The organism is Streptomyces sp. NPDC017095 (genome assembly GCF_044332325.1).
GTDB lineage: Bacteria > Actinomycetota > Actinomycetes > Streptomycetales > Streptomycetaceae > Streptomyces.
The window spans coordinates 1-26,449 of record NZ_JBIROU010000015.1; the positions used below are offsets into that span (position 1 = coordinate 1).

Annotated in this window: 22 protein-coding genes; 6 read left to right on the top strand and 16 right to left on the bottom strand. The window is 72.3% G+C overall.

What is annotated here, in order from left to right; translation table 11 throughout:
* Window positions 1–113: 113 nt before the first annotated feature.
* The 4 genes from ACH4OA_RS26620 to ACH4OA_RS26635 all read right to left on the bottom strand — a co-directional run bounded on the left by ACH4OA_RS26620 (window position 114) and on the right by ACH4OA_RS26635 (window position 3,873).
* A complete protein-coding gene (locus tag ACH4OA_RS26620; RefSeq protein ID WP_397940997.1) occupies window positions 114–1,112 on the bottom strand; it encodes a LysR family transcriptional regulator in 999 nt (332 codons plus the stop codon).
* A gap of 352 nt (window positions 1,113–1,464) precedes the next feature.
* Entirely contained in the window at window positions 1,465–2,559 is a 1,095-nt protein-coding gene (locus ACH4OA_RS26625; RefSeq protein WP_397971443.1) for a response regulator, read from the bottom strand.
* The gene (locus tag ACH4OA_RS26630) at window positions 2,552–2,794 is read right to left on the bottom strand and encodes a hypothetical protein (protein ID WP_397941000.1); all 243 of its coding nucleotides are present in this window, start codon (window positions 2,792–2,794) and stop codon (window positions 2,552–2,554) included. The genes ACH4OA_RS26625 and ACH4OA_RS26630 overlap by 8 nt, the downstream gene beginning before the upstream one ends.
* Window positions 2,795–3,081: 287 nt before the next feature.
* A complete protein-coding gene (locus tag ACH4OA_RS26635; RefSeq protein WP_397971446.1) occupies window positions 3,082–3,873 on the bottom strand; it encodes a crotonase/enoyl-CoA hydratase family protein in 792 nt (263 codons plus the stop codon).
* 104 nt (window positions 3,874–3,977) lie between these two features.
* On the opposite strand from ACH4OA_RS26635, the gene ACH4OA_RS26640 reads away from it, so the two are divergent.
* Entirely contained in the window at window positions 3,978–4,514 is a 537-nt protein-coding gene (locus ACH4OA_RS26640) for a winged helix-turn-helix transcriptional regulator (protein WP_397971448.1), read from the top strand.
* 139 nt (window positions 4,515–4,653) lie between these two features.
* Here the strand turns inward: ACH4OA_RS26640 and ACH4OA_RS26645 are convergent, their stop codons facing one another.
* The 6 genes from ACH4OA_RS26645 to ACH4OA_RS26670 all read right to left on the bottom strand — a co-directional run bounded on the left by ACH4OA_RS26645 (window position 4,654) and on the right by ACH4OA_RS26670 (window position 13,825).
* A complete protein-coding gene (locus tag ACH4OA_RS26645) occupies window positions 4,654–6,315 on the bottom strand; it encodes a cellulase family glycosylhydrolase (RefSeq protein ID WP_397971451.1) in 1,662 nt (553 codons plus the stop codon).
* A gap of 247 nt (window positions 6,316–6,562) precedes the next feature.
* Window positions 6,563–7,654, bottom strand: coding sequence for a threonine aldolase family protein (locus ACH4OA_RS26650; protein ID WP_397971454.1), 1,092 nt, complete (start codon window positions 7,652–7,654; stop codon window positions 6,563–6,565).
* 42 nt (window positions 7,655–7,696) lie between these two features.
* Window positions 7,697–9,640 (bottom strand): amidohydrolase family protein, encoded by a 1,944-nt coding sequence (locus ACH4OA_RS26655; RefSeq protein ID WP_397971456.1) that lies wholly within the window; start codon window positions 9,638–9,640, stop codon window positions 7,697–7,699.
* Window positions 9,641–9,729: 89 nt separating this feature from the next.
* Complete coding sequence (locus tag ACH4OA_RS26660; protein ID WP_397941009.1) at window positions 9,730–11,466, bottom strand: flavin monoamine oxidase family protein; 1,737 nt, start codon at window positions 11,464–11,466, stop codon at window positions 9,730–9,732.
* Window positions 11,463–13,118, bottom strand: coding sequence for a glutamate--cysteine ligase (locus ACH4OA_RS26665; protein ID WP_397971459.1), 1,656 nt, complete (start codon window positions 13,116–13,118; stop codon window positions 11,463–11,465). Before ACH4OA_RS26665 ends, ACH4OA_RS26660 begins: the two co-directional genes overlap by 4 nt.
* A gap of 53 nt (window positions 13,119–13,171) precedes the next feature.
* Window positions 13,172–13,825: a hypothetical protein gene (locus ACH4OA_RS26670; protein WP_397971462.1), complete on the bottom strand. Its 654-nt coding sequence runs from the start codon at window positions 13,823–13,825 to the stop codon at window positions 13,172–13,174.
* A gap of 289 nt (window positions 13,826–14,114) precedes the next feature.
* Between ACH4OA_RS26670 and ACH4OA_RS26675 the strand changes: the two genes are divergently transcribed.
* Window positions 14,115–14,288 carry a hypothetical protein gene (locus tag ACH4OA_RS26675; protein ID WP_397971463.1) on the top strand — a complete coding sequence of 58 codons (174 nt, stop codon included), beginning with the start codon at window positions 14,115–14,117 and terminating at the stop codon, window positions 14,286–14,288.
* A 169-nt stretch (window positions 14,289–14,457) separates the two neighbouring features.
* Here ACH4OA_RS26675 and ACH4OA_RS26680 read toward each other — a convergent pair whose 3' ends face one another.
* The 4 genes from ACH4OA_RS26680 to ACH4OA_RS26695 form a co-directional block, all read right to left on the bottom strand.
* Window positions 14,458–15,816 (bottom strand): hypothetical protein, encoded by a 1,359-nt coding sequence (locus ACH4OA_RS26680; RefSeq protein ID WP_397971465.1) that lies wholly within the window; start codon window positions 15,814–15,816, stop codon window positions 14,458–14,460.
* 232 nt (window positions 15,817–16,048) lie between these two features.
* Window positions 16,049–16,882 carry a carbohydrate ABC transporter permease gene (locus ACH4OA_RS26685; RefSeq protein ID WP_365882663.1) on the bottom strand — a complete coding sequence of 278 codons (834 nt, stop codon included), beginning with the start codon at window positions 16,880–16,882 and terminating at the stop codon, window positions 16,049–16,051.
* Between the two features lie 7 nt (window positions 16,883–16,889).
* Complete coding sequence (locus tag ACH4OA_RS26690; protein ID WP_397941019.1) at window positions 16,890–17,834, bottom strand: carbohydrate ABC transporter permease; 945 nt, start codon at window positions 17,832–17,834, stop codon at window positions 16,890–16,892.
* 11 nt (window positions 17,835–17,845) lie between these two features.
* Window positions 17,846–19,084, bottom strand: a complete 1,239-nt coding sequence (locus tag ACH4OA_RS26695) for an ABC transporter substrate-binding protein (RefSeq protein WP_397946897.1) — start codon at window positions 19,082–19,084, stop codon at window positions 17,846–17,848.
* 282 nt (window positions 19,085–19,366) lie between these two features.
* Between ACH4OA_RS26695 and yicI the strand changes: the two genes are divergently transcribed.
* The 4 genes from yicI (at window position 19,367) to ACH4OA_RS26715 (ending at window position 23,846) form a co-directional block, all read left to right on the top strand.
* Window positions 19,367–21,634 (top strand): alpha-xylosidase, encoded by a 2,268-nt coding sequence (gene yicI / locus ACH4OA_RS26700; RefSeq protein ID WP_397971467.1) that lies wholly within the window; start codon window positions 19,367–19,369, stop codon window positions 21,632–21,634.
* 89 nt (window positions 21,635–21,723) lie between these two features.
* Window positions 21,724–22,317 (top strand): GNAT family protein, encoded by a 594-nt coding sequence (locus tag ACH4OA_RS26705; protein WP_365882671.1) that lies wholly within the window; start codon window positions 21,724–21,726, stop codon window positions 22,315–22,317.
* 98 nt (window positions 22,318–22,415) lie between these two features.
* Window positions 22,416–23,294: a restriction endonuclease gene (locus tag ACH4OA_RS26710; RefSeq protein WP_397941027.1), complete on the top strand. Its 879-nt coding sequence runs from the start codon at window positions 22,416–22,418 to the stop codon at window positions 23,292–23,294.
* A 69-nt stretch (window positions 23,295–23,363) separates the two neighbouring features.
* Window positions 23,364–23,846, top strand: a complete 483-nt coding sequence (locus ACH4OA_RS26715; RefSeq protein WP_365882675.1) for a DUF3592 domain-containing protein — start codon at window positions 23,364–23,366, stop codon at window positions 23,844–23,846.
* Between the two features lie 142 nt (window positions 23,847–23,988).
* Here ACH4OA_RS26715 and ACH4OA_RS26720 read toward each other — a convergent pair whose 3' ends face one another.
* Together ACH4OA_RS26720 and ACH4OA_RS26725 are read right to left on the bottom strand one after the other, a co-directional pair.
* Window positions 23,989–25,287, bottom strand: coding sequence for a phosphatase PAP2 family protein (locus ACH4OA_RS26720; RefSeq protein ID WP_397941031.1), 1,299 nt, complete (start codon window positions 25,285–25,287; stop codon window positions 23,989–23,991).
* A gap of 290 nt (window positions 25,288–25,577) precedes the next feature.
* The gene (locus tag ACH4OA_RS26725; RefSeq protein WP_397971470.1) at window positions 25,578–26,210 is read right to left on the bottom strand and encodes a DUF1345 domain-containing protein; all 633 of its coding nucleotides are present in this window, start codon (window positions 26,208–26,210) and stop codon (window positions 25,578–25,580) included.
* Window positions 26,211–26,449 lie beyond the last annotated feature (239 nt).

A 26,449-nucleotide genomic window follows, 5' to 3' on the forward strand; every position in this document is an offset into this window, starting at 1 on the left:
CCACCCCCCAGGTCATCCGATCGACAGGGGGCAACAGTCATGCCGGGCCCGGAGGCCAGCGGCCCTCTTGCAGGACCGCGAAGAAGATAACGGGGCTTCGGCAGGCCGGTGCTTCACCAGCCACAGGCCGTCCACCGGTCCTGCTCGGCCCCCGCCATCAGGGTGCGGACCGTCTCCAGCAGGGCGGAGAGGACCGGGCGGTCCCGGCCGGTGGGCATCCAGGCGAGTACGGCCGTGGACCGCGGCGCGTCGGCCACGTCGAGGTAGGCGACTCCGGGACGCGGGTACAGGCGGCGGGCGGCGGCCGGCAGGAAGCTGATGGCCTGGCCGCGCGCGACGATGTGCAGCAGGCCCTCGATGTCCGCGGCCACGGGGCCGAACCGCACGGGTGAACCGTCCGGACGCGGATTGACGGCCCAGTCGTCCCACCAGTCGCGCGGCGCCTGCGCCGGCATGTCCACCACCAGGTGGTCCGCGAGGTCCAGGAGGGTGACCGGCCGCTCGGTGGCGAGGGCGGCCAGCCGGTCCGTCGCGGGCAGGCAGGCGACCCGGGGTTCGGTGGCCAGCGGGATCGTCCGCAGCGCGGACGGCAGCGGGAGCCTGAGGAGCGCCGCGTGCACCTCGCCGTTGGCCAGTGCCTCGACCTGGTTGCCGAAGGACAGTGCGCGCAGTTCGACCGTGATGCGGGGCCGGCGCCGGTGCAGTTCGACGAGGATGGCGTGGGTGTAGGGCATCGCCGCCTCACCGGCGATGAAGCCGAGAACGAGCCGGCCGCGCACCTGCCGGGAGTGCTCGGTGGCACTGCCCCGCAGCCGGGCCATGGCCGCCAGCACGTCGCGGGCCTCGGGGACGAGCGCCCGCCCCGCCTCGGTCAGGGACACCGACCGGCTGGTCCGGTCGAGCAGGGGCACACCCAGCCGGTGTTCCAGCAGGCGGATCTGTCTGCTGAGGGCGGGCTGTGTCATGAACATCCGCGCTGCCGCCCGCCCGAAGTGCAGTTCCTGCGCCAGGGTGAGGAACAGGCGCAGTTGGCGGGTGCTGGGATCGCGGTCCCCGGGGCCGTCCGCTTTCGCCTCCGCCGCCGACGGGTCTCCGTCCGGAACGCCTTGCATGGAGCGAAGCGTATCGATCGGTCGGGAAGAGCGAGGAAAGAACCGTTCTCGCCGTATACGGGTGCTGTGCGGGGTACGGATGTGGGCGCCGTGGCCCGGCCTGGGCGGACCGGGAGGCAGGGACGCGGTCCAGGTCGCGGTCGACCGTGCCGACGCGGGCAGCATCGGCCGCGACGAGGCGGTTCTCCGGGTCTCCCCCGGCGCCTCCGCGACGTGCGGCGCACGGATCGCGGTGGGCGCCCCGGAGGGAGACCTCGCCGCTCGACGCACACGGCCTGGCCGCCGCCGGGATGCTGTACGGCCGTTCCGCCCGGGTCGGCTCCCGGACCGGAACGCCGGCGACCCGGCCCGGTCACTGGTTTCCGGCGAGGCGGCGCTGTTCGAGGTAGATGCCGGTGAAGACCGCGACCTTGGCGCGCAGGACCCAGGGGTCGAACGGCTTGCTGATGTAGTCGACCGCACCGGCGGCGTAGCCACGGGCGGAGTGTTCCGGGTCGGTGCCCATGGCGGTGAGAAAGATGATGGGCACATCACGGGTGCGCGGGCGGCGCTTGATGTGGGCCGCGGTCTCGTAGCCGTCCATGTCCGGCATCTGGATGTCCATGATGATCACGGCGAAGTCGTCGTGGTCCAGCAGGGCTTTGAGGGCTTCGCGGCCGGAGGAGACGGCGACCAGGTCCTGGTCGAGGGTGGACAGGACGGCGGTCATCGCCAGCAGGTTGTCCGGCTGGTCGTCCACGACGAGGATCCTGGGCATGACCTGCGGGACCACCGGTGCCACCGCGGCGACGGGCTTCGCCTGCTCGACCACCTCCAACTGCCGTTCCAGCAGGGTGCAGCGCTGCTCGGCGTCGTCGCGCTGTTTGCACGCCTCCTGTAACTGGGCGGACAGACGGGTCACGTCGTCCAGCAGCCGGTCCCGTTCGTGCAGCAGGTCGGTGACGTCGGGGCTGGCCGCGGCCAGGCGTTCGGCCCGTTCGCGCTCCGCGTTCCATGCCGCTTCGAGTTGGCTGAGCCGCACCTCCAGGTCGGCGATGCGGTGCTTGCGGTCCAGCAGCGCGTCGCTCAGCGCGTCGCCGCGGGCGGTGGAGCGGCGGGAGACCCGGTCGGCCTCGGCGAGTTGCTGCTCCAGCACTTCCACCGCGTGCCGGGGCGCGGCGCTGGTCTCGGCGGCCGCCCGGTGCAGCCGGTGCACGAGTTCGATGGCGTCCGGGGTGGCGGCCATGCCGCGGTCTTCGGCCACATCGGTGAACAGGTCCATCACCACTTCCCAGGGCGGCACCCGGGTGCCGTTCAGATAGCGGGAGAGCGTGCCGGCGTCGCGCATCCGGCGGGCCGCGTAGCGGCGGACCGACACGTTCAGGCCCGCGAACAGCTCCCGCAGGGCCATGGCCAGCGCACGGGATTCCGGTCTCAAGTCCTCGGCGAGGGGACGCAGTTCACCCACGGACGCTCCCGCCCTTCGTACCGGCCCCGCGCACGGAGGCGCCGCCGTGGCCCGGCTCCGGCGCGACCGCCTGGTTGAACACCGGCACGGCGCCGCCCGCGGCGGTGAGTCCGGCGAGCAGGCCGCCCGCCGTTCCGCTCCCGGCCAGCACCGACAGCAGGCCGGCGCACGCACCGGCCAGCGCCGCCAGCAACAGCACCAATGCCGCCCGCACCGAGACCAGCGAACGATCCATCACACCCTGTCCTTCCTCGCCCCGCCGGACACCGGCCGGGACAGCGCGCCCCCGGTGGGCCCGCCTTGCGACAAGGCACACAATGACGCCAGAGGAATCCGTTGCGCCGGGCAACCTCCAAATCGGCAACGGGTCAGGGCTGTTGCCACCCACACGGGGCCTTGGCAACGCGCCCGGACCGCAGGTGGGGACCTCGCGGCCGGCACCTGTTGCCGCCGGCGCCCGCGTCCGTCACGACGGAAGCCGCAACGGTGCGGGACGAGGAGTGCGGCAACGCGGGGTGGTGTTCAGCGGCCGGTGAAGACGGCGTCGCGGCGCTCCACGAAGGACGCCACGCCTTCCGCGCCGTCGGCCGTGGCGAGGAGACGGGCGATGGCGGGACGCATTTCGGCGATGGCCGCCGCGTCACCGTGCTCACGGGCCCGGTGCGCGGAGGCGAGCGTGGCGCGCACACCGAGCGGCGCGCAGCGGTCGGCGACGACGTGCGCGATCTCCTTGGCCCGCGCCAGGGCCGCGGCGCCGTCGTCGAGGAGTTCCTGCACCAGTCCGATGCGGTGGGCCTCGGCGGCGTCGAACTCCTCGCCGGTGAGGAGCCAGCGCATCGCGTTGCCCCAGCCGGCCTGCCGGGGGAACCGGAAGGTGGCCCCGCCGAAGGGGTAGATGCCGCGCCGGATCTCGAACTGCGCGAACCGCGCGTCCCGGGCCGCGACCCGGATGTCGGCGGCCAGCAGCAGTTCGATGCCCAGGGTCATCACCCAGCCCTGGGCGGCGGCCACGACCGGCTTCGTCCACGGCCCGTCCAGCCGCCACGGATCGCGCCCGCCCTCGGCGAACAGCTCCCCGCCGGCCGCGAGGTCGCCACCGACATCGCCCAGGTCGAGTCCGCCCGTGAAGTGGTCGCCGTGGGCGAACAGCACCCCGCACCACAGCTCGTCGTCGCGCTCCAGCAACCCGTAGGCCTGCGACAGTTCCGTGAGCATCTCCTTGGTGAAGGCGTTGCGCTTGGCGGGCCGGTTCAGCCCCATGAGCAGCACATGTCCGTCCCGTTCGACCGTGACGGTGGGCGCGTCCGCGGGCATACCCATCATTCCTCCTGAGTTGCATGATGAGACCCACGGGACGCTAGCGTCGGCGGCCTCGCGCGGCAAGTACGTCTCATGATGAGACTGATACGGTAGAGGCCATGAGACGGATCTCGTTCGACGGCTGGCCGTGTTCGATAGCCCGCACGGTGGACGTCCTCGGCGACGGCTGGACCCTGCTCGTCCTGCGCGAGGTCTTCTACGGCGAGTCCCGCTTCGACGGCTTCATCGGCACGCTCGGCATCGCCCGCAACACCCTCGCCGACCGGCTGCGCCGCCTGGAGGACGCCGGCATCCTGCGCCGCAGCGCCTACCAGAGCGATCCGGTCCGCCACGAGTATCTGCTCACCGACAAGGGCCGCGACTTCTTCGGCGTCCTGGCCGCCATCAACGCCTGGGGCGACCGCTGGCTCGCCGACGACGACGGCGTGCCGGTCACCGTGCACCACACCTCCTGCGGACACGACACCCGGGCCGAGGTCGTCTGCGCCGCCTGCGGCAAGCCCCTGCACTCCGAGGACGTGACCCTGCGCACCGGTCCCGGCTACCCCGCCCGGCTCCTCGCCGACCCGGCCGTACGGACCCGCTTCGGAGCCGGCCGGCCGGTGGACGCCACATCCGGTGGCAGCGCGTTCTGAGGCGCCTCGGCGAGCCGGTCAGTGGACGGGGCGGCCGGAATCGGATCGTTCCGGCCGACCCCGGCCGCCCGCGGAACGCGTGACGTGTGCGTCGGGGCCGGCGGGAGCGGTGCCCGCCGGCCCCGGCTGCCGTGACCGGTCAACTGATCGTGCAGGTAGTCCCGTTGAGGGTGAACGCCGTCGGGGCAGGGTTGGCCGTGAGCTTGGTGCCGGTGAAACCGAGCGTGACCGAGCCGTTGACCGGGATCGCCGAGGTGTACGAAGCGGCGGCGACCGTCACCGCGGAGCCGTTCTGGGCCGGGGTGCCGCCCCACATGTTGCTGATGGTCTGTCCGGCCGGGAAGGCGAAGCCCAGGGTCCAGCCGCTGAGGGCGGTGGTGCCGGTGTTGCGGAGGGTGATCTCGCCCTGGAAACCGCCGGGCCATTCGCCGACGACGCGGTAGCCCACGGAGCAGCCGGCTCCGGGACCGCCGCCGCCCTTCCCGGTCCTCACGGTGACCGTCGCCGACCGCGGCGAGCGGTTGCCGGCCGCGTCCTTGGCGTAGACGGCGAAGGTGTACGACGTGTCCGCGGTCAGGGCCGGGACGGTGACCGTCGTGGTCGTGGAGGAGGCGACCGTGGTCTCCGTGGTGCCGTCGACTCGGACCGCCTCGTAGCCGGTGACACCGACGTCGTCGGTGGCGGCGGGCCAGGTCAGCGTGACGGAGGTGGGTGAGACGCCCGAGGCGGTGGGAGTGCCCGGTGCGGTCGGGGCCCGGGTGTCGGGGGCGGCGCCGCCGAAGACGGTCGCCTCGCGCGCGGTCTGGGCGATGCCGTTGGCGCCGTGGAAGATCCGCTGCCCCCAGGAGCTGAGCCGTGCCGGGTCGAAGTCGATGGCGAGGTCGAGGGCCGGGTCGGTGTTGCCGCTCCAGGACCAGGCCAGGTAACCGAGGCTGAGCCGCTCGGCGGCGGCCATCATGGTGTCCTCGTCGGGGTCGCCCCACTGGTCGGCAGGCCCGCCGAACTCCCCTATGACGAGCGGCAGTCCGGCGCTGACGAAGGCGTCGAGGTAGTCGGTGATCTCCATCGCGGTGTCGAAGACGCTGTACATGTGGATGGAGAACAGGAGGTTGCCGGTGGTGTCGGCGTCGTAGACCGTCCGGGCGTTGGCCCGCATGACGCCCTGCGAGTCCTGGCCCCAGTTGGGCGCGTCCACCATGATCGTGTGCCGGAGGCCGGCCGCGCGCAGCTTCTTGACCGCGGCGATGGTGGGCGCGGTCCAGCCGGCCGGATCGGTGTTGCCCCAGGGCTCGTTGCCGATGTTGACGATGACGTAGTCCTCTTCGCCGGCCAGGACGTCCTTGAGGCTGATCCAGTAGTCGGCGGCGTGGTCGAGCGTGCCGGCGGCGGTGTCCTCGCCGTAGCCGGTGGTGTCGTGCACCTCCAGTACGCAGATCAGCCGGTTGGCCTTGCAGTCGTGGACGACGGCCGCCACGTCCTCCGCGCTGTTGCGGGACCAGCGGTAGCCGTCGGAGAGGACCACGCGCACGGTGTTGGCGCCGAGCGCCTTGATGTCGGCCAGCGACCGGGTCCGGTCCGGGTACCAGGTGTGGGCGTGGTTGACGCCGCGCATCACGAAGTCGTTGCCGTTGCCTTCGAGGAGGCGGCCGTCGCTGATGTGCAGTCCCGAAGCGGCGGCGGCCGGCCGCGCGGCGGCGCGGGCCGGGGCCGGGGACAGGGCGAGCAGGCCCAGCACGGTGACCAGAGCGGCCAGCAGGGCGGCGACGGGGTTCTTCAGGGGCGTACTTCTCGTGGTTCTCACTGCGACTCCAGGGAGTGAGGCGAGGAAGCCGGTCCGAATGAGCGTGGGAGCGCTCCCATACAGCCAGCTATGCCAGGTGCACGTCAAGGTGCGGGACGGGATGCGTTGGAGGAACCACCCCGGCGGACCCGGGACCGACGCCCCGAGGCGGCTCGATTCACCGCGCGTAGGGCCCGGCCGTCTCCGGTCGGGCCCTACGCGCGAGTGGGCGGGGTCAGGTCACCATCGGTACCGTCGGCGGCCCCGCTCACGCCGGCCTGAGCGCCGCCTCGGCAGCGGCGGCGAAGTCGTCGACGTCCTCTTCCGTGGTGTCGTAGGAGCACATCAGCCGTACCTCTCCGCGGCTTTCGTCATGGAGGTAGAGCGTGTACCGGTCCGCGAGACGGGCGCGGGCCGTACGCGGCAGCGTCGCGAACACCGAGTTGGCCTCGACGGGACGGCTGACCGCCACTCCCTCCATGCGGGAGAGGAGGACGCTCAGCCGTGCGGCCATGGCGTTCGCGCGCCGCGCGTTGCGCTGCCACAGGTCCCCGTCGAGGAGCGCCTCGAACTGGACGGAGAGGAAGCGCATCTTGGAGGCGAGCTGCGCGGAGCGCTTGCGCAGATACGGCAGACCCGAGACCCGGGACGGGTCCAGAACCACCACGCATTCCCCGAACAGCAGGCCGTTCTTCGTGCCGCCGAAGGACAGGATGTCGACCCCCGCGTCCGTCGTGCAGGCGGACAGCGGGACTCCCAGGGACACTGCGGCGTTCGCGAGGCGCGCGCCGTCCATGTGGACGGCCAGGCCGTGCGCGTGCGCACGGGCGGTGAGGTCACGGATCTCCACGGGCGTGTAGCAGGTACCCAGTTCCGTGGCCTGGGTCAAGGACAGGGCCCGGGGCGGAGCGGAGTGCACGTCGTTCGCCTCCGCCGCCGCGCTGTCGATCAGTCCGGGGCTCAGTTTGCCGTCCACGGAGGGCACTCCGAGCAGCTTCAGCCCCGCCATGTGCTCCGGACCGCCTCCCTCGTCCTCGTTCAGATGGGCCTGCCCGGCGCAGATCACCGCTCCCCAGCGGCTGGTGACGGCCTGCAGCGCGATGATGTTGGCCCCGGTTCCGTTGAAGACGGCGAACACCTGGGCGTCGGGCCCGAAATGACGGCGGAAGGTGTCCTCCAGGTGAGCCGTGTAGCGGTCCAGACCGTAGGCCGGCTGGTGGCCGCCGTTGGCCACCTGGAGCGCGGAGAGGATCTCCGGGTGGGCGCCTGAGCAGTTGTCGCTGGTGAAATCCCGCCGCCCGGGATCGTGGCGCCGGACGGCGGCACCGACGGACAGCGCGGACGGCACCCCACGCGCCACCGGGGTCGCTGGAGGCCGGGCCGGCGGCGGTGTCCTCTCCCTTCAACCCCCGGTGACATAGGACCAGTACGGATCGACGATCACTCCCAGCTGCCGGGCCGTATGGAGGACGCGGTCCGGTTCCTCTCCCCGGGCGAGGCCGTACTCGAGCACCCGGAGGGTTCCCTCGGCGACCTCGGGCGGCGGCCGGTCGCCCCAGGACTCCATGTAGGCGAGCACGGGGCGGGGGACGTCCGGCAGCCGGCTCGAGGCGGAGACGAGGCGGGAGAAGAGGGTGCACCAGGTGGAGAGGTCCGTGTGGAGGTAGAGGGCGGCTTCGGCGGGCCCGGCCTGGGTGCCCAGCCAGGTGAGGTCGCGCACGACCCGGAAGAGACCCTGGTCGACCGGTACCGGCGGGATGTCGCCGCCGGTGAGGCCGACGGACGAGGTGGCGTCGCGCAGCAGTCCGCGAGCGGTGGCGATGGTGTGCAGGACGAAGGAGAACAGGGTGGCCGGGATCTCGTGGCGGTGCCGGGACACCAGCAGCGCGTACGTGGACAGTTCGGCTTCCTGGCACTGGTACTCGGCGAGCACGATCCGCTTGAAGTGGTCGGTGTCGATCTCCCCGGTCCGGGCGAGTTCGACGAGCCGGTTGCCGCTGACGAACCGTTCGACGTCCGGTTTCATCGCTTCGATGAGTTCTTCGGCCTTCATGTGGTCTCCCGTGACCGGTTGGAGGGGTGAGGGGCGGGGAGCCGCCGGGCGGGGAGCCGCCGGGACGGTGGCGGGTGATCCGGTGACCATCCGGCCCCGCTGGAAGACGTACCGGCTGCGGCCGGTGGCGGTGATGTCGTGGAAGGGGTCGCCTTCGAGGGCGACGAGGTCGGCTGTGGCGCCGGGGGTGATGGTGCCCAGGTCGGGGTGGCCGAGCAGGTCCGCGGCGACGCAGGTGGCCGCCCGCAGGGCACGCAGGGCGGTGTATCCGTGGGCGAGCATGGTGGGGAACTCGCGCCAGTTCTCGGCATGGGGGAACATCCCGGCGTCGGTACCGAAGGCCGTCTTCACGTGCGTCCGGGCGGGACGCAGCAGCCCTTCGCGCAGGGCCTCGGCGTGTTCCCGGTAGTTCGCGCGGAGGGTCGCCGTGGAGCTGTCCCAGAAGCCGTCGTCGTCGAGCCGGTCGAGGAAGTACGTCTGGGCGTACTGGGTCGGTACCAGGAACACGCCGGCCTCCTCCATGACCTGGTAGGTCGGCGGGGTGGCGAAGCAGCCGTGCTCCACACTGCGCACCCCGGCCTCGACGGCGCGCAGGATGGCACGGTCGGTGAACAGGTGCGCCGCGCAGGGAAGTCCCAGATCGTCGGCGGTGGAGACGATGGCGTGCATCTCCGTGCTCGAGTACGCGGTGCTGGTGGGGCTGTCCACGGGTGAGGAGAACCCGCCGCTGCCCGCGAACTTGATCCAGTCGGCGCCGGCGCGGGACTGCGCGCGCACCGCGCGGCGCAGCCCCTCGACGCCTTCGGCCAGGGTGCCGATCCGGTGTCCGTACCGCAGGGCGAGGTCGGGCTCTTTGTCCCCGTGGCCTCCTTGGGGGGACAGGATGTTGGGGGCCGCGAGGATGCGGGGTCCCTCGACGAGGCCGTCCTCGACCGCCTGGCGCAAGGACACGTTCAGCGGCAGGTGGGCACTGCCCAGGTCCCGGACGGTGGTGAATCCGCTGTGCAGCAGGGCGCGCAGGACGGGCACCGCGGTGAGGGTCTGGTAGGCGGCGGGTGCCGTCTCGGCGGCTTCGTCCAGGAGGTGGACGTGGCAGTCGATGAACCCGGGCAGCAGGGTGCAGCCGGGCATCTCGACGATGTCCGTCTCCGGGCCGGCCGGGAGGTCGTGTCCGATCTCGGCGATCCGGCCGTCGTGTACGAGGACGGACAGGCCGTCCACCGGTGTGTCCGCGACCGCGTCCCACACGCGGTCGGGTCGCAGCAGCAGATCTCTGCCAGGGGGTGCGTGCACGGATACCTCCGGAGGGGTGGTGCGGGGGCGGGCGGACGGGGAGGGGCCATTGCGGGCGGGGGCGTCCCCAGGGCCTGAGGTGTCCTTGGTCAGGAGATGACGAGCGGTGTGTACCGGGGGTCGTCCCACAGGTCGCCGGGTCCGGGGTTGCCCGGTTCGGGCCGGGCACCGAGCTGGCGCAGGACTCCCCACGCGGCGTTCAGGCCGGAGGCGAGCGCGTGGTCGAGCCAGCCGGGAGACCACGAGGTGTCGTCACCGGCCAGGAAGAGGGCGTTCGGCGGTTCTCCCGGTACGGCCGCCGTGCCGCTGAAGTCCTTCATGAAGTGGGCGAACAGGTCGCGTTGGTAGGGATGGTCGCCCGGACACGAGAAGCGGCTCAGACCGCGGAAGTTCCGTTCGTTCTCCCACGACACGGTCACCGTCGCCGCCGTGTCGGTGCGGGCGCGCAGTTCGTCCGCCACCTCGGGGTGGATGGCGGCGACATCGCGGAGGAAGAGGGCGAGGCGTTCCTCCGGGGCGGAGGGTGCGACCTTCATGGCGTCCTGCGCCCAGGTGAAGCTGAGGTCCACCACCCCGCGCCGCCCCCCGGGTCCGCGCGGGGGGCCGTAGTCCATGGTGTAGACGGCCCTCGGCAGCCGGTCGGTGAGGGTGACGCCGTCCATGGACGTTCCCTCCCAGAAGGGGCGGTCCACCACGAGCGCGGTCTTGGAGGACTGCCAGTAGTGCAGCCTGCGGACGGCCCGCCACAGGCGCGGGCCGAGCGCGGGGAGGTGAGCGGCGGTGGAACGCACCTCCACACCGGTCTCCAGCAACCGTAGCTGCGGGGTGAACACGGCGGCCGCGTACCGTTCGCTGCGCCCGTCCTCGCTGTGCACCACGACCCCGCGGGCGGCGTCCGGTTCGACGTCGATGGCGCGCACCGCGGGCCGTAACACACCCTCGTTGACGGTCTCCAGGCTGCACGTGCGCCCGTCGGGGCCGGTGGTGCGGCAGGTCCAGAAGCCCTCCGCCAGCCGGCTGATGCCGTCCGGTGCGTACAGCAGACCGCTTCCCTCGGTGCACAGCAGCAGGCGCAGGATCTCGGCCATGCTGAGCTCGAAGAAGGAGTCCCAGACCGCGGGTCCTATCCCGGCGGTGCCCAGCAGCCGTGCCTGGTCGTGGCTCAGGCCCGCGCCTTCCGGGTCGCGCAGGAAGCGGTAGAAGGAGCACATCTCCCACCGGGACAGCACCGTGCGCCAGCGGCGGCGTACCGCGGTGAGGTCACGGGCGGCGACGTCTCGCTGGATCTGGAGGAAACCGATGCGGGCAAGCGCCTGCTGCCAGCGGGTGTGCGCCTCGCGGAACTCCTCGTGGAGGCCGTACAGGTCTTCCAGGCTCCCGGCCGGGTACTGCCGGCCGTCGACGTCCAGCACGGTCGACGGCGTGGGAGCCGCGTAGTTGTCCCGGAAGGGCTCCAGCCGGACTCCGAACGTGTGGGCGTACTGGCGCAGCAGCCGTGCGGATTCGGGGAACCGCAGGCAGCCCAGTTCCACGACGGCACTGTCCGTCTCGTCGAGCCGCCGGCTGTACATGCGGCCGCCCAGACGCCGGCCCCCCGGCCCGTCCTGGCTCCGTTCGGCCTCGTACACGACGGGCCGGCAGCCCGCTCGCAGCAGTTCGTAGGCGGCCGCCAGTCCACTGCCGCCCGCTCCGATCACGGCGACGCGCGCGCCCGCGGTCCTCTCGGGCAGCCGCCCCATGCGCCGGCCGCCGCCGACGTGCGCGGCGTAGTCGAAGGGGAAGTCGACCTGCAAGTCGCTGGCGGGCGGGGGTGTGCTGGGGCTCATCGCTCACTCCGTCGGGGAAAGGTGGGAAGGTTCCAGGTGTGCACGGGGCTTGCTCCTTCGGCGAGTTGTGCGTAGCGCACCGTCAACTCCCCCAGGAGAGGGTCGGGCCGGTCTGCACCGGCGACGCGTGTGTTCCCGTCCCCGGTCCGCTCGGCTCTACGGGGCGTCCGGGTCCCGGTGCCGCTTTCCGGTCCGGGCGGGACCGCGTCTCGTTCCGGTGCCGTCGCGGTGCGGCCGGTCGTCTCCCGGCCCGCGTGCCGCGCGTGCTCCTCCCGCCGGCGCAGCGCTTGCAGGGTCCGCTGCTGCCACCACGCTCCGGTACGGCCCGACCCTGTCCGGCGGTCCAGCAGGTGCAGCACGGTGTCCGCCTCGGCGGCGTCCACTCCGGCCGTGACCAGTCCTTCCCGAGCCTGTGGCAGCAGCTCCGCCACGAGGGCGCCCGCGTCGTGGCTGCGGGGCGCGGAGCCGGGTGAGGGCCACCACAGGGTGGCCCGCAGGCCGTCCCGCGCGGCCCGGTAGAAGTTCTCCCTGGCGCAGGCAAACGGCAGCTCACGCGCCACGTCGCGGCCCTCGGCCGCCAAGGACAGGGTGAGACCGACCAGGAACGCCGTGTTCGCCGCCATGTCCAGCGGGGTCGGCCCGGAGGGGAGCGCCCGGAGTTCGATCCGCAAGTGCCCGAGCGGGTCGTACACCGGCCGGTTCCACGGCCACACGGTGCTCACGTGCAGGCGCAGTTCCTCCAGCGAGGGGCAGCCGTTCGGCGAGACGTCGTCGTCCCCGGCCGAGGAGACCGCCGGGAGCAGGACGTCGTAGCCGCGGACGGTCTCCTCGAACGCGGCGAGCGGACCGCCGCGCAGCCAGGCGTGCCCGAAACCGACCCGCGGTCGTGAAGTCCCGCGGCCGTCCGCGGCACGCTCCCCGAAGCCCTGTTCGTACACCGCGATACGGGACTCCTGCCCGCCGCGCCGGCCCAGCGGGAAGGGTGAGTTGCCCGCGGCGGCCAGCGCCGGTCCGGTAGCGAGCTGGGCGGCGTTGTAGGTGGGGCGGAAGAGGTCCGGGGCCACGGTCAGGTGCACCTGCCAGGAACAGGCCGCGCCCTGGACCGCCACGGACCCGGCCCGCAGCAGTCCCTGCTCGCCCTCCCCCACGCGCAGCGGGAACGGCGCGGGACGCCGCCGGGCCCAGGCGCGTTCCAGCGCGTGGTAGCGCGGCAGGTCGGTCAGCGCCCGTGCCGTCAGGTCGGCCGGGGTCAGCGTGGGCAGCGTCCCGATCGGCACCGCCCGGGCGCCGTGGCGCGGCAGCGACCAGGCGGTGATCCGCGCCAGTGCCCCGGACGCCTGGGCGGCCAGCTCCGTGAACGGACGGCCCCGCAGCGGAACCGGCTCCAGGTTGGCCTCGAGGTTGAAGCGGGCCACTTCCAGGGCGAGACCGTCGTCGCCCAGTCCCTCGCGGACGGCCGCGTTCACCGGGACGGGACGGCCGTCCGGCCCGGCCAGCGACAGCTCCAGTTCCGCGCCCAGCGTGCTCGGCACCTGCCCGAACCCGGGCCGGGCCACCACCTTCCCCAGCTCGGCGAGGCAGTCCGCCAGGCGGACGCGGAACCGCGCGTACTCCTCTTCCGTGAACGCCACCCGTCCGACCTCACGGCCCATATCCGCTTCCTCCCGTACGTGACCTCACCCGACCGCGCCCATCCCCACGGTGCTCACCCGGCTGTGGCGACCGCCCGCCACCAGGACCGCAGCGCCGGCTCCATGCGCACCGCACTGCGCGTGATCCACTCGTCCGGCTCGTCGCGCGCCCTGCCGTACTCGATGACCTCCAGCACGCCGTCCGCCACCTCCGGAGGGTTCTCGCGGTAGGCGCCGATGTACTCGATCGCGGCCTCGGGAACCTGCTCGGCCTCGCTCAGCACGTCGGCCAGTACGGCGCAGGTGTTGCACCACAGGGTGAAGTCGGTGCGTGCCACGAGCGCGGCCTCCGCCGCTCCGGCGTGCAGAGCGACCCACGAGATGAACTCGGTGAAGCGTCGCACCGGTTCCAGGCGCGGAGCACGGCGCATCTCGTCGGGCGAGAGGCCCAGCGCGGGCGCGAGACCGCTCACCATCCGGTGCCGGGCCCGCATCAGCTCGTGTGCGACGAAGGAGAAGAACCCGCCGGGCACCTCGTGCGGGTACCGGGACAGCAACAGGCCGTACGCCGTGAACTCGGCTTCCTGGGACTGGAATTCGGCGAGGGCGAAGCTGCGCAGGTGCTTCTCCCCGATCATTCCCTCACGGGCGAGGGAGAGGAACTCGTTGGCACTGAGATGCTCGGGCAGGTTGATTCCCACGGTGTCGATGAACTCGGTGGCAGGCATGGAGAGGACTCCTTGGATCGGGAAACGGCTCTTCGTGGCGGGCGTGGGTCGCACCGCGGGGGCCCGGTCCCGTAGGTCCCGTGCCGCTCACGTGTGGCTCCATGGCCGGGACTGGTGCTCCCGTCGGACCCTGTACCGGCTCCCCGGGCGTGCGCGGCGCACACGCGCACGGCGCCGATGAAGCGTGAACGTGTTGAACGCGCGGACCGCAGCGGTCCCCGCGCGGCCCTCTCACCCGGTCGGCATCCCGCACCGTGCGGTCACCGGTCCGGCAGCCCAGGGTGGCCCCATGGACGATCCGCTCTTCGACCGCGTCGCCGGCCTCGCCCTGCGCGCCGCCGCGACCGAGCGGGCCTACCGCCGCGCGCGCACCGGTCCGTCCGAGACCGGGCAGCCGTGCGGGACGGAGACGGCGTCCGGCGCGGAGGGCGGAGCGGGGGCCGGCTCCGGCGGGTCCGCGTGACCCGCCTCGGACCCTCGCCCGCGGACGACGCGGCGTCGGACGCGGTCCGGTGGCGTCGGCTCCCGGCGGCGTCCGGTCCCGGCGGCTGGCGCGTCCGCGGCCCCGCCGGTGCCCTCGTCCGGTGACGGCGGGAAGGCGCCTGTCACGGCGGAGCCTTGTCGGGCGGGAGTCAGGGGCCGGGCGTCGTACGGGCGAGCGCCGCGAGCCGCTGCAGCAAATCCGCTGCCTCGGGCACCCGCCGGTACGGCATGAGCCGCGCCCGTATCTCCCGCAGCATGAGCGAGGAGCGATGGGAACGCAGGAAACGGTGTTCCTCGGTGAAGAGCCGGCCCGTGTCGCACGCCTCGTCCACCCGGCCCTGCTCCAGCAGCACCAGGGTCAGCCGGGCCTGGCTGAGCGCCCTGGTGCGGTGCTGGTGGAGGGGACGCCGTCCGGCCGCGTACCGCAGGGCGTCCAGCGCGGGCTCCGCGTCTCCGAGGAGGTGCAGGGCGCGTCCCTTGCGGTAGGCGAAGCCGGCCCTGGGGTACCGGAGGAAGGGGTCGTCGCACACGGTGGAGGAGCCCAGCTCCCGTTCGGCATCGTCGAGGTCCCGGTAGGCGCCGCGGCGTTCGCCCGCCAGGGCCCGCACGTAGGCCCGTTGGGCGAGAACGAACGCCTGTAGGTCACCGGACTGCCCCATGGTCGTGGTGACCGCGGCGTCGGCGAGGCCGGCCGCGTACCGCAGCGCTGTCAGGCGGACCGCCTGGACGCTCATCGCCCTCAGCGTGATGGCGCGCGTCCGGCTGTCCCCGGCCCCGGCGGCGACGTCGAGGGCGATCAGGTAGTACCGCTGGGCGAGTCCCTGATGGCCGGCGTCCGCCGACATGTCCCCCAGGACGTGGACGAGTTGTGCCGCCTCCGACAGCAGTGCCCGGCGCACGGCCGAAGGCGCCGGCTGCGCCAGCAGACGGCCGATGTCGTCGCCGAGGTAGGAGGCCAGGGCCGAGCGGGCGTGACCGCCTCCGTAGCGCGGCCAGCCGACGGCGAACTGGGACGTCACGAACCGGACCCGCTGCACGTCGGCGCCGCCGATCCCCGTCCGCAGCCGGGCGGGGCCCGGGACTTCGAGCGTGTCCCGGACGTCCGGGTCCGGGACACCGCGCTGGCGGAAGACCAGGTGCAGGAGCCGCACACGGCGTACCGGATCGGCGTCCGTCCTGGCCAGGGCCAGGAGGCGCAGCAGGGGGTCGGTGCGGTTCTCGTCCGGTCCGTCGTCGGCCGCCTGGGCACGGGCGTCGGCCAGGCCGGTCTCCGCCGCGCCGACCAGCCGCCCGATGCTGCGGGTCAGTACCTCGGCCACGAGCTGGGGCACGGGAGCACGGGGACGGGAGCCCGAGAGCCAGTGAGCGACGGTGGTGCGGTCGTAGCGCAGTGCCAGGCCCTCGTCGGCTGCCAGGCGGTTGACGTTCCTGGCCAGTTCCGCGGCGCTCATGCCCGCCTCGCTCAGCAGGTCCCGTAGCGAGGTGTTCTGGCCATGGCGGCGTGGCACGACGGCCCCTCCTTCACCCGCTGAGGCACCACCCGGCCCGGACGCGGCATGAAAGAAATCGACTGTCTCTCTTTTCTACCAGTCCTTCTCCGATCGGAAATCGCCGTTTCCAGCCATGGGCGGCCTGCACGGCCCTGCACGGCCGCGGTGCGCCGGCCGGTCCGTCCGGTGCGCCGGCCGGTCCGGTCACAAGAGCCGCCTTCGCGGCGGGCGTCTTCGCCGCTGCCGAGGGTCACTTGACGGAGCCGCCGGTGATGCCCGCGGCGATGTACTTCTGCGCGAGGACGAGCAGGACCGCCGCGGGGATCGCGGAGAGCACGGCCGCCGCCATCACCGAGCCCCAGTCGCCCACGTGCGCGCCGATGTACTGGTAGATGCCCAGCGTGATCGGCTTGACGTCGTCGGTGGTGTTGAGGGTGAGGGCGAACATGAAGTCGCTCCAGGAGAACAGGAACGCGAACAGGCCCGAGGTGATCAGGGAGTTGCGGCTCATCGGCAGCACCACCCGCACGAAGGTGCGCAGCCGCCCGGCCCCGTCCATCTGCGCGGCCTCGATCACCTCGCCGGGTATGGACACCATGAACGCCCGCATCAGCACGATCGAGAACGGGATGCCCAGCGAGGCGTCCGCCAGCATCAGACCGAAGTAGGAGTTGACCAGGCCCAGATCGACGTACGAGGTGTACAGCGCGTTGGCGATGACGATGCCCGGCACCATCTGGGTGAGAAGGGTGCCGAAGACGATGGCGCGGGTGCCGCGCAGCCGGAACCGGGCCAGTCCGTAGGCCGCCGGCGCGGCGATCGCCAGGCAGACGACGACCGCGCCGAGCGAGACCACGAGCGAGGTCAGCAGGTGTCCGCCCTGGTCACCGAGCGCCTTGGAGAAGCCGGAGAGGTCCAGCCGGTGCGGGACCGGATCGACCTCCAGCAGCCCGGCCTCGGGCTGGAGCGCGGTGTTGAGCATCCAGTACAGCGGGAACAGCATCACGCACAGGACGAGCACACCGGCGACCGTGGAGCCCAGGCGGCGCCTGCCGGTGCGTGGCTTGGCGGTGTGGGTGGCCATGGGCCGGTCACTTCCCCTCGGTGCGGTTGGCCCGCAGATAGAACACCGCGAACACCGCGGAGATCAGGATCAGTACGTTGCCGACGACGGCGCCCGCTCCGAAGTCCAGGCGGACGAAGGAGTTCTGGTAGGTGAGCGTGCCCAGGGTCTGGGTGGCGTCGGCGGGGCCGCCGTCGGTGAGGGCCAGGATCAGGTCCAGGAGCTTGACCGTCGACATGAAGCCCAGGACGAGGACGACGGTGATGACGGGGCGGAGCATCGGCAGGGTGACGGAGCGGAACGTCCGCCAGGCGGAGGCGCCGTCCAGGGCGGCCGCCTCGTACAGCTCGCGGGGCAGCTCCTGGAGACCGCCGTACAGGATGACCATGTTGAACGGGATCCCGATCCAGACATTGACCAGGATGACCGACAGCAGGGCCATGTGCGGACTGGTCAACCATGGAGTGTGACCGTCCAGACCGAGGGTGTCCAGGAAGGAGTTCAGTACACCCGTGTCCTGGTCGAGGATGCGCCGCCACACGATGCCGGACACCACCATGGGCACCAGCCAGGGCAGCAGGATCAACGACCGCAGGACGCCGTTGAGCGGGAACCTGCGGCTGAAGAAGACGGCGAGGGCGAGGCCGGCGCAGAACTGGCCGAGCAGCGAGCCCGCGGTGAAGACGAACGTGTGCCACAGCGCCTTGCCGAACAGGGCGTCCCGGAAGACCGCCGACCAGTTGTCGAAGCCGTTCAGGGGCGCCTCGCCGGTGAAGAACGTCCTCGGTGTGTAGTGCTGGAAGCTCATCACGACGTTGCGGACGAGCGGGTAGCCGAAGAACAGCAGCATGAAGAGGACGGCGGGGGCGACGAAGCCCCACCGGGCCGCCCGGTTACCGCGCCGGGGCCGGGCGGGGGCCGGCGTGCCGGCTTCGGACACCGTGCCGGGCGCGGTGACGGTGGACGTGGTCATCTGCGCGTACCTCAGTTCCCGCTCGTGGCCCGCTGCTGGGCGCGCTGGAGGGCGGCCTTGCTGGACTGGCCGGTCAGGGCGGCCTGGAAGGCGCTCTGCAACGCGAGCGACACGTTCGGCCAGCCGGCGCCCAGTTCGGCCGTGCGGGACCGGGCCGCGGCCACCTGCCCGGCCAGCGCGTCGAGTTCCGGCACCTGCGCGCGCCAGACGGCGGCGGCCTTGGCGTTGGCCGGGACCGTCCAGCTGTTGCGGGCGTACGTCAGCTGCTCCCGCTCGCCGGCCAGGCAGGCGACGATCTTCCCCGCCATCCGCTCGCGCCGCTCGTCGCCGGTGTTCGGCACGGTGAGCACGGTGCCGCCCAGCGGGGCCACGGACTTCGCGCCCGGCCTCGGCACGGGGATCCGCGCGATGCCCCAGTGCAGCGACTTCTTGGTGTTCAGGGTCTCGACCTGCCAGGGGCCGTTGATCATCATGGCGGCGTTGCCGGCCATGAACTGGTCGTTGACGTCGGCCTGCGTCCAGCCCACCGTGGCCTTCGACAGCGAGCCGTCCCGCAGCAGGCTCTTCCAGTAGTCCAGCGCCTCGACGACCTTCGGCCCGTCGAGCCGGGTCTCGTCCCCGCCGTTGGACCACATGAACGGCGTGAACTGGAAGACGCCGTCCTCGGCGCCGCCCGCGCTGAGCGCCAGGCCGTACCGGTTGCCGCGCGTCAGCTTCCTCGCGGTCTCGCGCAGCTCGGCCCAGGTGGCGGGGACCTTCAGACCCGCCCGGCCGAGGACGTCCTTGTTGTAGAACAGCGCGAGGGTGTTCACGGACCGGGCGGCGCCGTAGTACGTCCCCCGGTACGAGCCGAAGTCGACGATGCCCCGCGGGATGTCGCGGGTGCCGAGCCCCAGCTTCCTGAGGTCGGTCAGCCCGCCGGCACCTGCGAACGTCGGCATCTCCGAGGCGTCGAACTGCACGACGTCGGGCAGCGACTTCGAGGACGCCATGCGCAGCGCCTTGGTCATCACCTGCGCCGCCGGGACGCTGAGCTGTTCGACGGTGACGCCCAGCCGCCTGCCGCAGCGGGCCATCGCCTGTGCGTCCCAGCGGTGATACGTCTCGTCGGTCGAGGAGTTCAGCACGGTGTAGACGGAGCCGTCCTGCTGCCGGCCACAGCCGGTCAGTCCCGCCCCGGCGACCAGGGCGGAGACGACGGCGAGGGGTATCACGGCCCTGCGGGAGCGTCTGTTGAAGCGCTTCGACATAGTTGGCCCTTGCTGTCGTACCGTCCGGCAGCACTGCCGGACGCCTTTGTTCATGCAGATGACTAATACGCCATGCACGGCTCCGGCGCCAGACCCGAGCACCTGTTCGTTCCTTTCCGCAGACAGTGCACGGCCGTCGAGAAATCCGTAATCCGTGCTGCTCACGCCCGGGTTTGTCCGTACGCGGACCTGTCCGGGGGCGGCATGTCGCATGTACGATCAAACCGCCGGGCGACGCCTCCGCGCCCCACCCGAACCGCTCCCGCTCCCCCGAGGAAGAACATGAAGTTCACCAACGGCTTCTGGCGCGTCCGCGACGGCGTGCAGATCGCGTACGCCACCGAGGCCCGCGACATCCGAGCATCATCGAAGCGCTTCACCGCCTATGCCGCCGTGAAGAACGTGGCGCGCAGAGGGGACACGCTCAACGCGCCGCTCCTCACGGTCGACTGCTTCTCCCCCGCCGAGGGCGTCATCGGCGTCCGGGTCACCCACCACGCCGGCAAGCACCGTGCGGGCCCGGACTTCGCGCTCGGCGCGGAGGCGGACGGCGCGGGCGCCGTCCGCCGCGAGGGCACCGTCACGGAGCTGACCAGCGGAGCGCTGACCCTCCGCCTGGACGAGGCGGCCTGGACCCTGGCCTTCCGTGACGCGGACGGCCGCGAGCTGACCCGGGCCGGCGCCAAGGGCACCGCCTTCGCCACCACCGACGACGGCGCCCACCACGTCCTGGCCCAGCTCGCCCTCGGGGTGGGCGAGCAGGTCTACGGCCTCGGCGAGCGCTTCACCCCGTTCGTCAAGAACGGCCAGGTCGTCGACATCTGGCAGGCCGACGGCGGCACCAGCAGCGAACAGGCCTACAAGAACATCCCCTTCTACCTCTCCTCACGCGGCTACGGCGTCTTCGTCAACCACCCCGGCAAGGTCTGCTTCGAGGTCGGCTCCGAGTCCGTCGGCCAGGTGCAGTTCAGCGTCGAGGACCAGAGCATCGAGTACTACGTGATCGCCGGCCCCACCCCGAAGGAGGTCCTGGCCCGCTACACCGCGCTGACCGGCCGCCCGGCCCTGCCGCCCGCCTGGTCGTTCGGCCTGTGGCTGACCACCTCCTTCACCACCGACTACGACGAGGCGACGGTGACGTCCTTCGTGGACGGCATGGCGGAGCGCGGCATCCCGCTGTCGGTCTTCCACTTCGACTGCTTCTGGATGCGCGAGTACCAGTGGTGCGACTTCGAGTGGGACCCCGCCGTCTTCCCCGATCCGGACGGCATGCTGGCCCGGCTCAAGGACAAGGGCCTGCGCGTCAGCGCGTGGATCAACCCCTACATCGCCCAGAAGTCCCCGCTCTTCGAGGAGGCGGCCGACCTCGGCCATCTCGTGCGCCGTCCGGACGGCGACGTCTGGCAGTGGGACCTGTGGCAGGCCGGCATGGGCCTGGTCGACTTCACCAGCCCCGACGCCCGCGCCTGGTTCCAGGGCAAGCTGAAGACGCTGCTCGACCAGGGCGTGGACTGCTTCAAGACCGACTTCGGCGAGCGCGTCCCCACCGACGTCGTCTGGCACGACGGCTCCGACCCGGAGCGGATGCACAACTACTACACCCACCTGTACAACCGGACCGTCTTCGACCTTCTGGTGCAGGAGCGCGGCCCCGGCGAGGCCGTCCTGTTCGCCCGCTCCGCGACCGCGGGCGGCCAGCAGTACCCCGTGCACTGGGGCGGCGACTGCTGGGCGTCCTTCGAGGCCATGGCCGAGTCGCTGCGCGGCGGGCTGTCCCTGTCGCTGAGCGGCTTCGGCTTCTGGAGCCACGACATCGGCGGCTTCGAGGGCACGCCCGACCCGGCGGTCTTCAAGCGCTGGCTCGCCTTCGGCCTGCTCTCCTCGCACAGCCGGCTGCACGGCTCCACGTCGTACCGGGTGCCGTGGCACTTCGGCGAGGAGGCCGTGACGGTCGCCCGGCGGTTCACCCTGCTCAAGCACCGCCTCATGCCCTACCTCTACGGTGCAGCGGCCGAGGCCCACCACACCGGCGTACCGGTGATGCGCCCGATGCTCATGGAGTTCCCGCACGACCCGGCGTGCCGTCCGCTGGACCGTCAGTACATGCTCGGCCCCGACCTGCTGGTCGCGCCGGTGTTCACGGAGGACGGCGAGGTCGAGGTCTACCTCCCGGAGGGCACCTGGACCCACCTCCTGACCGGCGAGCGGGTCACCGGCCCGATGTGGCGCACCGAGCGGCACGCCTTCGACAGCCTGCCCCTGTACGTGCGGGAGGGCGCGGTGCTGCCGCTGGCCTCGGACGACAGCCGGCCGGACGGCGACTGGCTGGACACCCCGGTCCTGCTCGTCCACCCCACGGCCGCCGCGGACTACTCCGCCGAGATCACGGTGCCCGACCTGGCGGGCACCCCGGCGGCCACGTTCACCGTCCGGCGCGACGGCGCACGGCTGCGGGTCACCGCGCACGGCACCGATCGCCCGTTCACCGTCCGCGTCGCCGGCGGCGCGAGCGCAACCGGCACGGGCGAGGTGACCGTGGCCCTGGACTGAGCGGCGGGGGCGCCGACGCGGCGCGTGCGGAGCCGCCGAGCCACTAGGCTTGCCGGGCGCGTCGACACCATGACACGGGGGATTTCGCCATGACCACCGTCGCGAAGTACCGGCCGGCAGGCATCAGGACCGAGAGGCTGGTGCTGCGGCTGTTCCGGCCCGGTGACGCCGAGGACCGGTACGCCTACCAGTGCCTGCCGGAGGTCGCCCGGTACCTCTACCGCCCGCCGCTCACCCGCGAGGGCTGCGCCGAGTCCCTGGCGGCCCGGGCCGGCGGGACCGACTGGGCGGCCGACGGCGATGTGCTGCTGCTGGCGGTGTGCCGGGCGGACGAGCCCGGGGTCGTCGGCGAGGTGGTCCTCACCCTCACGCACGCGCACGCGCGGCAGGCCGAGATCGGCTGGGTGTTCCACCCCGCGTACGCCGGCCGGGGTTACGCCACCGAGGCGGCGGGCGCCGTACTCGCCCTGGCGTTCGGCGAGTTGCAGGCCCACCGGGTCTCCGCCCGGCTCGATGTCCTCAACACCGCGTCGGCGCGGCTGTGCGAACGTCTCGGCATGCGCCGCGAGGCGCACTTCGTCGACAACGACCTCGACGGGGACCGCTGGGGCAGCGAGTACGTCTACGCGATGCTCGCCCGCGAGTGGCGGGACGGAACCCGGGCTTCCCGCGCGCGTCCCTGAAGCGGACGTCCGCCGCGCCGGACCCGTGTGGGGCAGACGGCCGATCTTGGGCATCCGTAGACAGAGATCTTCGGTGCCGTTGTCAGGAGGAAGCCGGTATGACCGTACCCATGCGCCCGGTCCGACGTGTGCGGCGTGGCCGGCGCTTCGATCTGCGCGCCACCGCGATGTTCTTCCTGCTGCTCGCGATCATCCTGTGCCTGCTGTCGTTCCTGGCGCGGATGGCGGCGGGCGTCGTGGAGCGCCGCCCGCTGTGGGCCGGGGTGCTGGCGGTGCTCGGCCTGGCCGCCGTACTGGTGTACCGCTCCCGGAGGCGGCGCATATCCGCCGGCATCTGGGCCCGCCAGGCCGCCCGGACGCTGGAGGAAGCGGCCGAGAAGGCGTCCGACAGTCTCGCCGCCCCGGCGCCGGGCCCCGCCCCCGTCCCGCAAGCCGCCGCGCCGGCCGGTCCGTTCGCGGACCCGGCACCGGCGGGCCCCGGCTGGGGTGCGGACGGCGTGCTCCCGGGACCGGCGCGGACCGCGACCGTGCCGCTGGACCCGGGCGGCGAAGAGCGGACCGCTGTGCTCGATCCCGTGGTCGACTACGCGGCGCTGGACCCGGACGGCTTCGAGCAGGCCATAGCGGAGCTGTGTGCCCGGGACGGCTGCCGGGACGTGGAAGTGGTGGGAGGCGCGGGCGACTTGGGCGCGGACGTCGTGGCGGTCGCCCCGGACGGGCGGCGCGTGGTCGTGCAGTGCAAGCAGTACGGCGACACCAACAAGGTCGGCTCGCAGGACATGCAGCGCTTCGGCGGGACCTGCTTCGCCATCCACGAGGCCGAGGTGGCGGCGGTCGTCACCACGAGCGGCTTCACGGAACCCGCCCTGGAGTACGCGCGCCAGTGCGGGATCGTCTGCGTCGACGGCGACGACCTCCAGGCGTGGTGCGGCGGTTCGGGCCCCGCTCCCTGGCACCGTGTGGACCCCGGGGCCTGAGCCGGTCGACAGCCGCCGGCCGGCCTGGGATAGCGTCCCTGCTGTTTTCCGGCGAGCGAGAGGGATGTCGTGCGGGTTCGGGTGCGTGGGCAGGCCGCCCATCGGTGGATCGTTTTCGGGCTGACCGCGTTCGGGGGGCTGTTCCTCGTCCTCGGGCTGGTCTTCGCCGGGGTGTCGGTCTCGTACCTGACGGACGCCGAGCGCGCCCGGGGCACGGTGGTGGACCTGGAGTGGCGGACCGACCACGGTCACAGCGCGGGGAGGCGGCGGGGCGACGACGATCCCGTGGCGTACGCGGTGGTCGCGTTCACCTCCGCGGACGGCACGCGGAGGACGTTCGAGGACTCGGGCGGTTCGAACCCGCCCGCGTACGAGAAGGGCGAACAGGTGGAGGTCCTCTACCGCGCGGATTCCCCCGAGGACGCGCGGATCAACGGGTTCTTCTCCCTGTGGCTGCTGCCGCTGATCTTCGGCGGAGCGGGACTGCTGATCATGACCGCCGGTGCGGTCGTCGCGGTGGTGGCGCGACGGCGGCGCCCGCGGGTCCGGTGAGCCGGATCGCCGGGTGCGTTGCCGCCCGGCGATCCGGTCCGTCCCGGCGGCGCCGGGGAGGGTGCGGCGCCCGGGCACCCTCCCGGCCGGCGGGCCGCCCGGTGCCGGTCCCGGGCGCCTCCCCGCCCCGCTTCTCTCCGGCTCAAGCCGGCTCCGGCTGCGGTTCCGGCCGCCGCGCCGGCACGGCCTTCGGTTCCCACTGCGTGGTGATCCGTACGTAGCCGTAGATCACCGAACCCATCGCCAGCAGGAGGAGCGGCCCGAACAGCCACGGCCGGGCGGCCATCTCCATGGGCAGATAGCGGTACGACACCAACAGCGCGGCGAAGACTGCCGTGCCGTAGGCGACGAGCTGGATTCCGGACCGGTCCCAGCCGCGTGCGATCGAGCGCAGCGCGGTCTCGATGGTGAGCGTGAACACCACACCGGCCACGAGGTCGGCGCCGTAGTGGTAGCCGAATCCCAAGGTGGCGGCGAGCGTGGCGATCAGCCAGAACGTGCCCGCGTAGCGCAGGAACCTGGGCCCCTTGCGGGAGTGGATGAAAATGGCGGTGGCCCAGGCCGTGTGCAGACTGGGCATGCAGTTGCGGGGGGTGATCCCGTCGTACGGCACCGGGTGCGGGGCGATGAGCGGCGTCGGCGTGTGCGGCCACAGGTTGGCCACCGCCCATTGCAGGCCGCCGGTGCCCGAGGCGCCCGGGCCGTAGGCGAAGACCGGCCCGACCACGGGGAAGAGCATGTAGATGCCCGGCCCGAGGAGACCGATCACCAGGAAGGTGCGGACCAGGTGATGGCGCGGGAAACGGCGGTCGGCCGCGACGTTGCGCAGTTGGTAGAGCGCCACGAAGACCGCGGCCATGGCGAGCTGGGCGTAGACGTAGTCGAGGAGGTGGATGCCGACCGGGCCGGTGGCGTGGACGATCCGGCCCATCACCCAGGACGGGTTGCCCAGCGCGTGGTCGGCGGTGGCCACGTACGGATCGAGCACCAGGGGACGGCTCTTGGACGTGATCAGCAGCCAGATGTCGCCGGTCTTGCGGCCGGCCACCAGCAGCAGCCCCAGCGCCACGCCCTTCAGCAGCAGGAGGCGTTCCTGGCCGGTGCGGCGCGTGACGGCGAGGACCGCGTAGCCCAGCAGCACCCACAGCGCGCCGTTGCCGAAGGGGTGCCCCTCGGTGATCCTGATACCGAACACCCAGCGCACCAGCAGGATCACGGCGTCGATGCCGATCGCGACGGCGGCCGCCGTGAGCCGTTGCCGCCAGGTGAGCACCACCATCATCAGCGCCAGACCGCCGTACAACAGAAAGCCGGACTTCGGTGGATATATCACCTCCCGCACCTGGTTGGTGAGCGGCCCCGGCAGGTCGTAGTGGCGCGCGGTCATCTCCAGCGCGACGAGGAACCCCAGGGCCGCCACGGTCGCCGCGGTCCAGAACATCGGCCGTGGCTGACGCCACGCGGCAAAGCCGGTTCTCCACTCTATTCGGGGAAGCACCCCTGATTTTTTAGGTATCAATTGTTCGGCCGATTTGCTCGTTATTGACGGTTTCGGTGAATCTTGCGCCGGTTGGCGCGGTTTTGCGGCATATGACGGGCGATGGGGCGCTCGTCACAAGTTCGATCATGCTAGCTGAATGGTGCGGCTTGGGGTCCGCCCCTTTCGGCCCCTGTCGACGGGCCGCGCGTACGGCGCAGGGCGGCGGAAAGGACGGCGGAAAAGGGAGGGGATCAACCCACCTTGCCGGCGACGAGGTTGAGGGTGGTGGCCAGGATGCCGGTGCCGAAGAGATAGGACAGCAATGTGTGCCGCAGCACCATCGCGCGGATCAGCGGGCTGGAGACACCGGTGTCGGAGACCTGATAGGTCATGCCCAGGTTGTAACTGAAGTACAGAAAGTCCCGGTACGCGGGTGGCCGGTCCGCGTTGAAGTCGATGCCGCCGGCGGCCTCGCCGTAGTACAGGTGGGCATAGCGGGCGGCGTACATCAGGTGCAGGGCCGCCCAGGCCAGGAAGACGCCCGCGAGCGCGGCCAGGGCCACGGCGTGGCCGGTCCCGGAGTCGTGCACGAGGAGCAGCAGCACGATGCCGACCAGCCCGCACAGGGCCGCGGCCACCACCACCAGTTCCTCCAGGACGGGCCGCAGGTCCTCGCGCCGGGCGTTGTGCCGGGTGGCGGCGGCGTCCATCGGCCACAGCACGGCCCAGCCCGCGACGACGAAGGCCGCTCCCGTCGCGGCGATCCCGGCGAGGATGCCCAGCGGCGCGCGCGTAGTCGTGCCGACGGCCGCGCCGACCGCCGCACCGACGGCCACCGCGCCGGTCAGCCTGGGGACCGCGGACAGCGGCAGCCACGTGCTCATACGGCACAACGGTAGAGGCCGCGTCGCCGCGCGCCCGGCAAGCCGCCGCCGGGGACACGGCGGTTTCACTGCCCGGCGAGCCGGCGATGTCCTCGTGGGATGGCCGTGACACCCCGTGCCCCGGGCGCCACCGCAGCGCGGAGCCGTCGTCGCCGCGGCCTGCCGCCGGCTCACCGGGAAGCGGTGTCCGGACGACCGGGTGTGGTCACACGCCACTGAGGGCCCCGTCTCCGGGGCCC